Below are 13,290 nucleotides of genomic sequence, written 5' to 3'. Positions count from 1 at the left end.
TCCAACGATGCTCCATTTTGCTATTTCTGCCCAGTAGATTCCTCGCCCGACCAATGATTCTCATGTGCACTCCAAGCAGGAAATGGCTCGTTTCGCCAAGTTTGAAAAGCTGTTGACATGTCCTAATAAGAAGAATCAATCACAGGTCAACCTTTTACTGTCTTGCTGCAAAGCGATTTCAAATTCGAGGGATCTGGCAAAAATCGTGAAAAAATAACGATATGCACTATTTTTGCCCGGTTCTTTTGATTTTCTAATCACTTGGATCTTCCCTATCTACAGGGAAGATTTCAAAAAGACGAGAGATTGGAAATGAACCATTCGATGACTGCCGGCGCGGCTTCCGTGGCGGAATTCTTCGTGGATTCTCCTGCGGCCTCTCCGCGCAAAGCCGACTTCGAAGCGGGGGATGACTCGCCCGTACTTCCCTCGGGGGTCGCCGATATCCCCCTCCAACCTGCCTCGTTCGATATCTGGGAGAACAAATATCGATTGATCGCGCGCGATGGAACGCCATTGGATCGCGATATCGATGCCACCTTCCAGCGGGTGGCCCGGGCCTTGGCCAAGGTTGAGGTTGAGAGCGAGCGGGAATTTTGGTATGAACGCTTCCTGTGGGCGCTTCGCCAAGGGGTGACGCCCGCCGGAAGGGTTCTTTCCAACGCTGGCGCCACCGAGCACAAACCGGCGACATCGACCATCAATTGCACCGTCTCGGGCACCATCGAGGACTCGATGAACGATATCCTCGGCAAGGTCCACGAGGCCGGACTTACGCTGAAAGCGGGCTGCGGGATCGGCTATGAATTCTCGACCCTGCGCCCTAGCGGGGCTTATGTCACCGGTGCGGGAGCCTATACCTCCGGACCGCTCTCGTTCATGGATATCTACGATCGAATGTGTTTCACCGTCTCCTCCGCCGGGGGGCGACGGGGAGCGCAGATGGCGACCTTCGATGTCGGCCATCCCGACGTCCTCGATTTCATCCGCGCCAAGCGCGAGGACGGTCGCCTGCGGCAGTTCAACCTCTCGTTGCTGATCACCCATGACTTCATGGAAGCGGTGCGCGACGACGCCGAGTGGAATCTGGCATTTCCCCTCACCCGCTCCGAGGTCGAAGCCGATGGCATCGACTTGAAAGATACGCAAGAAGTGATCTGGCGGCATTGGCCGATCGATGACGACTATGTGAAAAACGAAAGGGGCGATGTGGCCTGTCGTGTCTATCGTCGGATGAAGGCAAGGCGGATTTGGGATGTGGTGATGTCCTCGACTTATGACTTCGCAGAGCCCGGTTTCGTCCTGATCGATGCCATCAACGAGATGAACAACAACTGGTTCTGCGAGAATATTCGCGCCACCAACCCTTGCGGCGAGCAGCCCTTGCCGCCTTATGGCTCCTGTTTGCTGGGTTCGATCAATCTCACCCGTTTCGTGCGCGATCCCTTCACCGAGCGGGCGCGTTTCGACTGGAAGGTCTTCGAAGAGGCGGTCACCGTCTTCACTCGGATGCTCGATAATGTGGTCGAGATCAACGGACTCCCCTTGCCCGAACAAGCGGTGGAGATCAAGCGCAAGCGGCGGCATGGCATGGGCTTTCTCGGTTTGGGCTCCACCTTGACGATGCTGCGCATGGCCTACGGCTCGAAAGAATCCGTTGCCTTCACCGAGAAGGTCAGCAAAGAGATGGCACTGGCCGGTTGGCGCGCCGCGCTGGATCTGAGCCGGGAAAAAGGCCCCGCCCCGATCATGGAGGAATCCTTCGAGGTCACCCGAGAGATGCTCGCTCGGCGCCCGGAAATGGCGCGCGATGGCCACAAGGTCGGCGACACCATCAAGGGCAAGGTTTTGCATGCCCGCTACAGCCGCTATATGCAGCGCATCGCGGAAGTCGACAGCCATTTGATCGACGATCTCGCCGAGCATGGGGCGCGCTTCACCCATCACAGCTCGATCGCCCCCACCGGAACCATCTCCCTTTCTCTGGCCAATAACGCAAGCAACGGCATCGAGCCGAGTTTCGCCCACCACTATTCCCGCAATGTGATCCGCTCCGGGCGCAAAAGCAAGGAGAAGGTCGATGTTTTTTCCTTCGAACTGCTTGCGTGGCGGGCGCTGGTGGATCCGGATGCGATGCCCCGACGAGGCCATCAAGGAAGCGATCGAGAGGGCGATTCCTCGCTCCCCGATTATTTCGTCGCCGCCGACGATATCACGCCTCGACAACATATCGACATCCAAGCCGCTGCGCAACGCTGGGTGGACTCTTCGATATCCAAAACCGTCAATATCCCCTCCGACTATCCCTTCGATGATTTCAAAAATACCTATCACTATGCTTATGAAAAAGGACTCAAAGGTTGCACCACCTTTCGCTTCAACCCCGCTGCCTTCCAAGGGGTTTTGGTCAAAGAGGAAGATCTGGAAAATACCGTCTATCAATTCGAGTTGGAGGATGGTTCGATCGTGGAGGTCAAGGGAAATGAAGAGATCGAATATGATGGCGAATCGCATACCGCCGCCAATCTCTATGATGCCATCAAAGAGGGTTATTACGGTCGATTTTGAGGATCGATATCTTGATGCTCGCAGGTTGATGTATCGGAGTCTTTGATCTTTCAACGCTTGGTTTCATTCAACGAGCGTTCACTCAACTGCAGGGATTCACTCGGATTCGAGCCAAGATCATGGGTACAAAAATCGACAAGAAGATCATCGGCTACGGCATCAAGCCCGGGAAAGAAAATCAATCTGCCCCCACAGAGCCGAAGCCCGAACCGAAAGCGGAAATCATCCGCATGCACGAGAAGCTCGAGCGCCCCGATGTGCTTCTCGGCTCGACCTATAAGATCAAGCCCCCTTTTTCCGAACACGCTCTATATATCACCATCAACGATATGGTGCTCAATCGAGGGACGGAGCACGAACACCGACAACCCTTCGAGATATTCATCAACTCCAAGAATATGGAACATTTCCAATGGATCGTCGCCCTCACCCGCATCATGTCCGCCGTCTTTCGCAAAGGCGGTGATGTCACCTTCTTGGTCGAGGAGATGCACTCGGTTTTCGATCCCAAAGGCGGTTATCTGAAAAAAGGCGGCCGTTATGTCCCCTCATTGGTCGCCGAGATCGGAGATGTCGTCGAAACCCACCTGCGCAAAATCGGCATGCTCTCGGATCCGGAAATCGACGAACACCGACAAGAATACCTCGACGATCTCAGAATGCGCTACGAAGCCGCCAAAGGCATCGTCAGCCCTGCCGATGATGGCGAAGAAGCGAGATTCCCCGAAGGCTCCAGTCTTTGCGAAAAATGCCACACCATCGCCGTCATCCGCATGGACGGCTGCATGACCTGCTTGGCTTGCGGCGACTCGAAATGTGGTTGATACGATAGATAGATCCCAAAATGTATGATTGATACCGCAAAAATTTCGTGATCGATAAGCGGGCGAGCCGGTAGCATTTTTTCGGATCGCAGCCATGATGCTTGTCGATGATTTATTGGAGGAGAATCTGGTATTGGTGTTTTGCGGTACGGCTTTGAGCGATGAGTCTTATCGTCGGCGGGCTTATTATGCGCATCCGGGGAATCGTTTTTATGCGGTGCTCGATAGTGTCGGGTTTACCGAGCGTCGGCTTTCTCCGGGTGAGTATCCCGAACTGCTGGGTTATGGAATCGGGTTGACCGATCTCAACAAGACCGAGCATGGGGCGGATCATTCGCTTAATTCTGCGGCTTTCGATCCCGGTGCGCTCGAAGGAAAAATTCGACGCTTTTCTCCCGATTATTTGGCGTTTACCAGCAAACGGGCGGCGCAAGAATATTTGAGGGTTTCTCGCTGTGATTACGGGCTGCAAGATACTTGCATCGGTCGAACGAGAATTTTCGTTCTGCCCTCTCCTAGCGGGCGGGCGGTGCGTTATTGGAGCGAGGAGCCTTGGCGGGAGTTGGCGGGGCTCTATCGTGTTGCTTTCGAGCGGCGACGAGGGGATGCCAAGGGGGTGGATTCTATCGGTTGACTTTCTTTTCCAAAGAAAGCCTTTGGTCAAGTGGTTGGTAATGGGCGATGGGATTTTTATATAAAGGATTTTTCATATCGCTTTTCTTGAATGATCGGGCGATATATCATTGGAAAGAAATGCCTTGGTGGGGAATTTTGAATCTATATCGTGCCGCTTATCAAAATGTCACGATAAGAGGCATTGATTGACTTTTCGTTGGTCGGTCGATATAAAAGATGATGGTGGCGAATTCGATTATCGCAGTGATTTTGAATGGATCGGGGTCTCGGGCTTGCTATTGATGCCGCTATCGATCGGTATTCCTTTGAGGGTGCCGTCCGCGTTCAAAGAAGTGATCCGAATGGATTGGATCTTCGAGTGCCCTCGATCTTTGTTGATTTGCGAATCGAGTTGCGATGATTCGGTCGATTCGTTTTCGATCTCGACTTTGAGGTAGTTATCGCTCCACCCGCTTTGCTTGATCATCCCTCCCCGGCGGGTGGGTTCTATCAGTACATCCAGTGTCCTTTGTAGGTGGCGCTCGGCGAATCGGCGGTTTTTATCCGACGAGAGTTTTTTGAGTGCCCGAGTGCGGCGTTTGCGGATATCCCCCGGGACTTGATCGCCGAAATGCTCGGCTTGCGAGCCGGGGCGGGTGGAATAGGTGAAGGCGTGCACGTAGGTGATCGGCAATGTCTGTACATAGTCGAAGGTGCGAAGAAAATCGTCATCGCTTTCGCCGGGGAAGCCGCAGATCACGTCGGTGCCGATCCCGCAATCGGGGATCCTTTCGCTGATTCGTCGGATCAGATCGTCGAATTCCTTGGCCTTGTACCTTCTCTTCATCCGCTCGAGCACGCTGTCGCTGCCGCTTTGAAAGGGAATATGAAAGTGGCGGGCGAAGACCGGGGACGAGGCCATCAACTCGATGATATCGTCGCTGATCGAGGCCGGTTCGATGGAGCTCAACCGGAATCGCTCGATTCCGTCGAGGGCCAAGATGGACTCGATCAGATCGGGAAGGAGGCGACGGCGATCAGGCAGGTCGAGACCGTAATCGCCCAAGTGCACCCCGGTGAGAACCACTTCGCAATAGCCGCTACCCACCAGAGCGCGAACTTGCTCGATAACGCCCTCGAAGGGACGGCTTCTCGAGGGGCCGCGGGTTTGAGGGACGATGCAAAAAGTACAAGCCTCGTTACAGCCCTCTTGCACTTTGACGAAAGCCCGGGAGTGCTCGGTCATTTCGGTGATCGAGACCTCGAGGAAGCTCTTCGCCGTCCATATCGGGGAGACTGCGATCAACGGCGAGTTGGGAAGCGCTCCGGGGGCATTGTCCAATCGATCCACCAAGGCTTTGATGCGGGCGCGATCCGCGGCGCCGACGACCAGCGATACCCCGGGCAAGGCTGCGAGCTCTTCCGGCGCCCGCTGCGCATAGCATCCGGTGACCACGATCTTCGCTGCGGGGGACTCGCGATGGATGCGCGCGATCGCCTTGCGCGCCGTGGCGTCGGCGCGGGCGGTGACGCTACAAGTGTTGACGAGGTGGATTTGGGCCTCTTCGCCCTCCTTTGCCGTCTCGTACTCGTTGCCCAACAGGGTGCGAATCGCCTCGGTATCGTATTGATTGAGCCGACAGCCGAAGGTGTGATAGGAGATACGTTGCTGCATGGGGCGATGGACCGATCGAAGAAGCAATGACAGGGACGCGGGGGGGGCGATGGAGGAAAACGAATTCGGGAATTCTATATCCTCATCTTCAATCTCGGGGCCGGAGGGTCTTTTTCGATGATTCGGCTTTGCCTCGGTGCGCCTTCGAGGAAAAGATTTTTCCTTACGATTCTCCGATGAAGGATCGATCGGGATTGGCATGCGGTGGGTTCGCAACCAAGGAGACTTTTCAACCAAGCGGTTCCCAAACGATGCGCAGTCCTTTCGCTCCGGATGGCGGGGCGAAATACGGATCGACCCAATCCCCTCCGATCGCGGCCAGCGCCCCGTCGATGTGGATCAAGGGAATTCGATCTCTCTCCCACGGCGGGATGCGAAGTCGCTGAAAGCGCTTTTTGAGCGATGCGGAACGATGCCCCTTTAGAACGCAGGGCGATTGACGAAAATGCACTTCGATCGATCCTCGAACCACGTCCGCATCGATGAGGGGGAAGGCTTGAGGTGGGTATCCCCCCGTGGATGAAGACGCAGATGGCGATATCGGGGGCGCTTCGAGCGCATTTAAAACCCCGTGGGGGAAGACGAGGGGATCGGGGATCGTCCATGGATGGGGACCGCAGTCGAGAACCTGAGGGCGGTGGTGGGAGACGAGCCAGAGCCCGCTTCGATAGCGCCGCAGATCCCATTGTCCCAGCCGTACGCAAGGAGATGCATCCGACCGCGCATCGAGCACGGGTCCGGCGATCTCCTCCATTCGGCGAGCCGAAGGGGGGGCGATACCGTTGCGACGCAGCCAAAAAGCGATGGCATTGCGCTTTCGCGCAGGTTCGAGATCGACCAAAGCGCTCGTATCGAGGGTTCGAAGGGCAACGCTCTTTTCATGATCGACCCCGGCGGCTTCGAGATCGATCCGCGCCAATGCCTCGTTGAGCGAAACGGATTCTCGAACGAGTCTTGCGGTGCGCGCCAATGATTGGTGGATATTGGGCCAGCGCCGGGAAATCTCCGGTATCGCTCGATGCCGCAAAAGGGCGCGAACGAAACGCCGATCGTCGTTGGCCGGATCGTCGATCGTCGCAAAACCGGTGCTCTTGGCGTAGGCGCGCAACGCCTGGCGGGGGATCGAAAGCAGCGGTCTTGCCACCTGCCCCGCTCCTAGCGGACGAAGCGCCGGGATGGCGCCAAGTCCTTGGGCTCCGCTCCCGCGAAAGAGATTGATCAAGAGGGTCTCGGCCTGATCGTCCTCGCTATGGGCGGTGCACAGCACATCATCGGTATCGATAAAGGACTCGAACAGGGCGTAGCGCGCTTGCCTTGCCGCCGCCTCGTTATCTTTGCGAGAGGATTGGCCGCTCTTCGGATCCGGCGCATCATCGACGACGAGCGTCGTGAACCCCACCCCCAAACGCCGACAGATCTCCTCGCAATGGAGTGCCCATGCGCCGGAATCCGGATGCAAGCGATGATCGACATGCAGGGCATGCAGCCGCATCGAAGAAGCGGGCAGGTTCGAAAATGCCGGATTCGAAAATGCGTGGAGCAAGGCCAAGGAATCCGGCCCGCCGCTGTAGGCGACGACGAAGCGGGCGGATCGGGGGAAGGAATCGACGAAGCCTTGCAGACCCCAAGATTCACCGACACCGATGGAAGAGTCATTCGGATCGTCGGTGGCGGTCAACGAGGATACCCAATCGAGGGGCGATCAATGGTGCCGAGGCGGGCTTGATCCGCTGATTTCTTGGTCACTTCGAAGATCGCTCAAGTGGGGTGGTGGGGCAAGGCGTCGATGCGAGGTTTTTTGCGCAGGGAGTCGAAAAACCCAAGGACTGCCATCGGCGATCTCATGCCCGATTCATGCCCGATTCATGCCCGATTCATGCCCGATTCATGCCCAAGTCATGCCCAAGTCATGCCCAAGTCATGCCCAAATCATGCCCAAATCATGCCCAAATCATGCATGATGACCAAGGCCCATACATTTCATGGCCTTGGATGCAATCTCCTCCACGGAAGCCGCACTGGTATCCAAGAAGGGAATGCGATGGCGCTCGTAAAGCGCCTGAGCCTCTCGCACCTCGCTGCGACAGCGGGCGAAGGAGGCATAGATGGTATTGGGTCGGCGTTCGGTTCGAATGCCGCTCAATCGCTCGGGATGGATGGTCAAGCCGAAGAGCCTCGATCGGTGATCCAACAAGAAGGATGGCAGGTCGGCCCCCGTGGAAAGAATCTCCTCGGTCAACGGATAGTTGGCGGCTTTGATCCCGAACTGCATCGCAAGGTAGACGCTGGTCGGGGTCTTGCCCGAGCGAGAGACCCCGATCAGGATGATCTGGGCTTCGTGGTAGCTGCGAACCCCGGCGCCGTCATCGTGCGCAAGGGCGAACTCCACCGCCCCGATCCGACCCTCGTAGTAGGCGCGATTGGATACGGTATGGAAACGCCCCGCCGCCCGGCTGGGGTCGGAGTGCAGCTCTTGTTCCAACGCTCCGATGAAGGTGCGAAAGAGATCGAAGACCAAGGCCCGGCTCCGGGCGATGATCTCGTGCAGTTTGGAGTCGGCCAGCGTGCTGAAAACGATCGGTCGTTGCGCGTCCTCTTTGGCCGCGGCATCGATACGCCCGACGGCACTGACCGCTTGCGAGGCATCGGTGATGAAGGGAATGGTCACCATGATGAAATCGACATGCTCGAACTGACTCAAAAGCGCATTGCCCAAGGTGCCGGCGGTGATTCCGGTGCTGTCGGAGACGAAAAAGACCCGTCGGCGTCCGGGTACTCGATCCGCATCGGTCGTTCCTTGCATCTCCCGATCCGGAGAAGGACTCGGCTCGTTCATTCCCTTTCCTTGAAGCGACCGTAGCGCATCAATCGATCGTAGCGCCGAGCGCGAAGAAAAGTACCGTCCATCGCATCGAGCCTTTCGAGTTCGTCGACGATGACGTTGCGTAAAGATCGCGCCATCGTATCCGGATCGCGATGCGCCCCGCCGAGCGGCTCCTTGACGATCCGATCCACCAAGCCCAATGCGTGAATGCGATCCGAGGTGATCCCCATCGCTTGCGCCGCATCGGGGGCCCGCTCCGATTTTTTCCATAGGATCGATGCGCAACCCTCGGGGGAGATCACGGAATAGGTGCTGTATTGCAGCATGATCACGCAATCGGCGACGCCGATGGCCAAAGCCCCGCCGGACCCCCCTTCTCCGATGACCGTGCAAATCACCGGCGTTTCCAAGGCGGTCATGGCATAGAGGTTGCGGGCGATCGCCTCGGCTTGGCCGCGCTCCTCGGCCCCGATCCCCGGCCAAGCCCCGGGGGTATCGATTAAGGTGATCACCGGCAAGCGAAAACGCTCGGCTATCTGAAAAAGACGCAGGGCCTTGCGATAGCCCTCGGGGCGCGGCATGCCGAAGCTGCGATGGATATTTTCCTTGGTGGTCCGACCCTTTTGGTGTCCGACCACCATCACCGCGCGTCCCGACAGACGCCCGATTCCGCCGACGATCGCCGCATCGTCGGCGAATTGACGATCGCCGTGCAGCTCCACGAAGCCGGTGAGGATGCGCTCGATATAGTCAAGGGTATAAGGGCGCTGCGGGTGGCGGGCGATCTTCGATACCTGCCACGGTGTGAGCTTGCTGAAGATCGAACGCGTCAGATCCTCGCTCTTCGAGCGCAGCCGCTCGATCTCATCGCCGATGTTGATCGAGGAATCCCCCTCGATCAGACGAAGTTCTTCGATCTTGGCCTGAAGTTCGGCGATCGGTCTTTCAAAATCGATGAAATTCACGACTTCTCCATATCAAACCCGATAGATGGCGGACGGGAGCGGTCTTCGAAGGGCTCGTTGGAAAAACGACCCGATCCACGCTCGGCGAGCGGCGCCGCCCATATCGTGCACGCAATGCCAAGATGCCTTGGAGATCGGCCCTAGGAGGCGCTGCCCGTCGGGTACACCACATGCACTCGATTGACACCCGACACGCTGCGCAACCCGGCGAGCAGATCTTCCACCGGTCGCACCAGCCATGAATCGCCCAAGGGTAAATCCACCTTCAGGTCGAGGCTTTGATAGCGGATATGAATGCGGGTGCTCCCCCGCCGCCAAGGCTCGATCGTCTCTTTCAAGGCCCCCACCGCCTTTTCGACCTGGGAATCATCGAGATCGATCAGGATATGGCTCGCCCGATCTTCGCGCACGCTCACGATATCGCGCACCCGAGCGGCCACCACCGAACACCCTTGGGTATAGGAGTCGTCCTCGATCTCGCCGTCGATGACCACCAAACGATCCTTTGCGATCCGTTCTCGGTAGCGCTCGAAGATTTCCGAGAATAACCGAACCTCGACCCGACCGCTTCGATCCTCGACGGTGGCGACGGCCATTCGTCCTCGACGGGTATTGTGGGTTCGCACCCCGGTCACCAATCCGACGATGGTGCGAGAATCCTCGCTCGGCTTCAAATGTTTTATTTCGACGGGAGCGATCACCGCCAGATCGCTCTCGTATCGATCGATGGGATGACCGCTCAGATAATGGCCGAGGCTCTCTTTTTCCCCGTCGAGAATATCCTCTTTCGACCACTCATGGCCGGTGACGAAACGACTGCGGATCTCCTCGCCTGCAAGATCCCCGCCGAAGAAATCATCCTGACCTTTCGATCGATTGCGCGAGATTTGCTCTGCGGCCTGCATGGCATCGGTCAGGCTTTGCGAGAGCGTGGCCCGAACCACACCCCGATTCGAGACGGTGGGGGCTTGGGGACCGAGATCGTCGAGAGCCCCGGCCCGGATCAGCGAATCGAGCACTCGCCGATTGACCCGCTTTTGATCCGTGCGCCGAACCAGATCGAAAAGATCCGAAAAGGGACCGTTTTCTTCCCGCTCGGCGATGACCCCCTCGATGGCCCACTCCCCTACCCCTTTGATCGCCCCCAATCCGTAGCGGATGGTGCGATCGTCGGCGGCGCTGAAGCGGCAGAGGCATTCGTTGATCGCCGGGGGAAGGATATCGAGCCCCAATGCCTCGCATTCCCGGATCAGATCGACCACCTTGTCGGTATTGTCCATATCCGCCGAGAGCACCGCGGCCATGAACGCCGCCGGGTGGTGCGCTTTGAGCCAAGCGGTGCGAAAAGACAGCAAGGCATAAGCCACCGAATGGGATTTATTGAAGCCGTAGCCCGCGAATTTTTCCATCAGGTCGAAGATATTGCGGGCCGTTTTCCCGTCGATCTTCCTTTCTTTCGACCCTTGCATGAAGATACCGCGCTGCTTTTCCATCTCCTCGGGCTTTTTCTTGCCCATCGCGCTGCGCAGGATATCGGCGCCCCCGGGGGAATAGCCCGCAAGAACCTGGGCGATCTGCATCACCTGCTCCTGATAGAGGATCACCCCGTAGGTGGGTTTGAGGATCGGCTCCACCGCCGGATGCGGGTATTCGACTTGGGTGATCCCGTGCTTGCGCTTGATGAAATCCTCCACCATGCCCGATTGCAAGGGACCGGGGCGGAACAGAGCCACGAGGGCCACGAGGTCGTCGAAGCAATCGGGGCGCAATCGGCGCACAAGCTCTTTCATGCCGCGGGATTCGAGCTGGAAGACGGCGGTGGTTTGGCCGCGTTGGACCAGTTTGTAGACCCCGGCATCGTCCATGGGCAAAGAGCCGATATCCAGAGTGGGCTCTCCCGCCGCTTGCCGTTGTCGATTGACGGCTTCGACGGTCCAGTCGATGATGGTCAGGGTTCTAAGGCCCAGAAAATCGAACTTGACCAATCCGATGGACTCGATATCGTCCTTGTCGAATTGGGTCACCGCGCTATCCGAGCCCGGCTCCCGATAAAGCGCGGTGAACTCGTTCAACGGGCGAGGAGCGATCACCACCCCTCCGGCATGCCGCCCGGCATTGCGGGCGACGCCCTCGAGTTTGCGGGCGAGGTCGATGATCATGCGCACCTCCTCGTCCGCAGCGTAGCGTTCTTTGAGCGGCTCCTCGCCGATCGCCCGCTCCAAGGTCATGCCCAGATCCGCCGGAATCAGCTTGGCGATCTGATCCACGAAGCCGTAAGGATGGCCGAGCACCCGACCCACATCGCGCACCACCGCTTTGGCGGCCATGGTGCCGAAGGTGATGATCTGGGAGACATGATCCGGGGTGTAGCGCTCCGATACATACTCGATCACCCGATCGCGTCCTTGCATGCAAAAATCGACATCGAAATCCGGCAAGGAGATGCGTTCGGTATTGAGGAAGCGTTCGAAGAGCAAGTCGTAGTACAAGGGATCGAGATCGACGATACCCAAAGAGTATGCGACCAGCGAGCCGACGCCGGAGCCGCGCCCCGGACCCACCGGGATCCCCTGCTCTTTCGCCCAGCGGATGAAATCGGCCACGATCAGAAAATAGCCCGCATAGCCCATGCGTCGGATCACTTCGAGTTCGGTTTCGATCCGCTGCCGGTAGGGTGCTCGATCGTCTTCGGCCACCGGCGGAGCGCCATTGCAAGGAACGCTCAATCGTCGCTTCAATCCCTCTTCCACCCGTTCGGCGAACCAATCATCGAGGGCATAGCCATCGGGGATCGGGAATTCGGGCAGATAAGCCCCGCCCAGAGAAACGCGCAAGGTGCAGCGGCGGGCGATCTCGACGCTGTTTTCGATGGCCTCGGGAAGGTCGGCGAAGAGTTCGACCATCTCATCGGCCGATTTGAGATATTGCTCGGAGCTATAACGTCTCGGCCGTCTGGGGTCGGCGATGATTCGGCTCTCTCGGATACACACCCTCGTTTCGTGAGCCTTGAAATCCTCCCGATGCAAAAAACGCACATCGTTCGAGGCGACGATCGGCAAGGAGAATTCGCTCGCCAAGTCCAAACTCGCCTCCAAACAAGGCTCGTCCGGCTCCCGCCCGGTGCGCTGCACCGAAAGATAAAAACGATCTTCGAAGATCTTCGCCCACTGCTCCGTCCGACGCATGGCCCGATCCATATTGCCATGCAGCAGCGCCTGCCCCACATCGCCGTCGGGGCCGGGAGAAATGGCGATGAGATCGCTGACCCCGTCGTCGAACCACGCTCGCTGCGCCGCCGGATTGGAAGCGGAGCGATCGTCCGAGTAAAAACGGGTCAACAGACGGGTCAGCTGCCGATAGCCTCGATCTCCCATCGCCAACAAAAGCATCGTTCCAACGGGATCGGTAGCCGAGATCGGAGCGATGGGCAAGTCGACGCCGATGATCGGCTTGATGCCCGCAGCGATCGCGCGGCCATAAAAGCGCACCATGCAAAAGAGATTGGCATGGTCGGTAATGGCAACGGCCGGGAAGCGCTGTTCCTTGACCCGCTCGATCAGCGGGCGAATGCGGGTGACCCCATCGACCAAGGAATATTCCGAATGTAAATGCAGGTGCACGAAGGGAGCGGACTGCGCAACGGGATCCGGCATCGTCTTGGTGTCATCTTCGTCGGCCATCGAGGGGATCGAGTCCGAAGCGAGACCCGATATCGCCGATTCCGCCGACTCTTCGAGCAAAGCGTTCATGCATCTTCCACCATACAAGGCCAAGGGTTGAAGCGACGATTGGATCGCCGACCGCCGCCGATCGCTCGAT

8 protein-coding genes are annotated in these 13,290 nt (G+C 57.9%); 3 read left to right on the top strand and 5 right to left on the bottom strand.

The genetic code is table 11. The annotated features are described in order from the left end of the window. The first annotated feature begins 312 nt into the window (after positions 1-312). The 3 genes from BF99_RS0107990 (at position 313) to BF99_RS0107980 (ending at position 4,026) form a co-directional block, all read left to right on the top strand. Positions 313-2,568: an adenosylcobalamin-dependent ribonucleoside-diphosphate reductase gene (locus BF99_RS0107990; RefSeq protein ID WP_231471341.1), complete on the top strand. Its 2,256-nt coding sequence runs from the start codon at positions 313-315 to the stop codon at positions 2,566-2,568. Positions 2,569-2,687: 119 nt separating this feature from the next. Continuing rightward, the gene (locus BF99_RS0107985) at positions 2,688-3,392 is read left to right on the top strand and encodes a TSCPD domain-containing protein (RefSeq protein ID WP_025770453.1); all 705 of its coding nucleotides are present in this window, start codon (positions 2,688-2,690) and stop codon (positions 3,390-3,392) included. 94 nt (positions 3,393-3,486) lie between these two features. Further along, positions 3,487-4,026 (top strand): mismatch-specific DNA-glycosylase, encoded by a 540-nt coding sequence (locus tag BF99_RS0107980; protein ID WP_025770452.1) that lies wholly within the window; start codon positions 3,487-3,489, stop codon positions 4,024-4,026. 237 nt (positions 4,027-4,263) lie between these two features. Here the strand turns inward: BF99_RS0107980 and mtaB are convergent, their stop codons facing one another. The 5 genes from mtaB to dnaE all read right to left on the bottom strand — a co-directional run bounded on the left by mtaB (position 4,264) and on the right by dnaE (position 13,220). Then, on the bottom strand, positions 4,264-5,682 hold the full coding sequence (mtaB, locus tag BF99_RS20470) for a tRNA (N(6)-L-threonylcarbamoyladenosine(37)-C(2))-methylthiotransferase MtaB (protein WP_197019077.1): 1,419 nt from the start codon (positions 5,680-5,682) through the stop codon (positions 4,264-4,266). 229 nt (positions 5,683-5,911) lie between these two features. Continuing rightward, positions 5,912-7,360, bottom strand: a complete 1,449-nt coding sequence (gene tilS / locus BF99_RS0107965) for a tRNA lysidine(34) synthetase TilS (protein WP_025770450.1) — start codon at positions 7,358-7,360, stop codon at positions 5,912-5,914. Between the two features lie 273 nt (positions 7,361-7,633). Then, positions 7,634-8,518, bottom strand: a complete 885-nt coding sequence (gene ppsR, locus BF99_RS0107960; protein WP_025770449.1) for a posphoenolpyruvate synthetase regulatory kinase/phosphorylase PpsR — start codon at positions 8,516-8,518, stop codon at positions 7,634-7,636. Continuing rightward, complete coding sequence (locus tag BF99_RS0107955) at positions 8,515-9,471, bottom strand: acetyl-CoA carboxylase carboxyltransferase subunit alpha (RefSeq protein ID WP_025770448.1); 957 nt, start codon at positions 9,469-9,471, stop codon at positions 8,515-8,517. The genes ppsR and BF99_RS0107955 overlap by 4 nt, the downstream gene beginning before the upstream one ends. 140 nt (positions 9,472-9,611) lie before the next feature. Then, positions 9,612-13,220: a DNA polymerase III subunit alpha gene (gene dnaE / locus BF99_RS0107950; RefSeq protein WP_025770447.1), complete on the bottom strand. Its 3,609-nt coding sequence runs from the start codon at positions 13,218-13,220 to the stop codon at positions 9,612-9,614. Positions 13,221-13,290 lie beyond the last annotated feature (70 nt).

The organism is Thioalkalivibrio sp. HK1 (genome assembly GCA_000583135.1).
GTDB lineage: Bacteria > Pseudomonadota > Gammaproteobacteria > HK1 > HK1 > HK1.
Note: the sequence above shows the minus strand (reverse complement) of the source record. Positions and strands in the feature narration are given on the sequence as shown.

Bases quoted from the DNA above. Each gene is read 5' to 3' on its own strand.
- ppsR (WP_025770449.1), bottom strand. From the start codon at position 8,518: ATGAACGAGCCGAGTCCTTCTCCGGATCGGGAGATGCAAGGAACGACC.
- BF99_RS0107990 (WP_231471341.1), top strand. From the start codon at position 313: ATGAACCATTCGATGACTGCCGGCGCGGCTTCCGTGGCGGAATTCTTC.
- dnaE (WP_025770447.1), bottom strand. From the start codon at position 13,220: ATGAACGCTTTGCTCGAAGAGTCGGCGGAATCGGCGATATCGGGTCTC.
- BF99_RS0107985 (WP_025770453.1), top strand. From the start codon at position 2,688: ATGGGTACAAAAATCGACAAGAAGATCATCGGCTACGGCATCAAGCCC.
- mtaB (WP_197019077.1), bottom strand. From the start codon at position 5,682: ATGCAGCAACGTATCTCCTATCACACCTTCGGCTGTCGGCTCAATCAA.
- BF99_RS0107980 (WP_025770452.1), top strand. From the start codon at position 3,487: ATGATGCTTGTCGATGATTTATTGGAGGAGAATCTGGTATTGGTGTTT.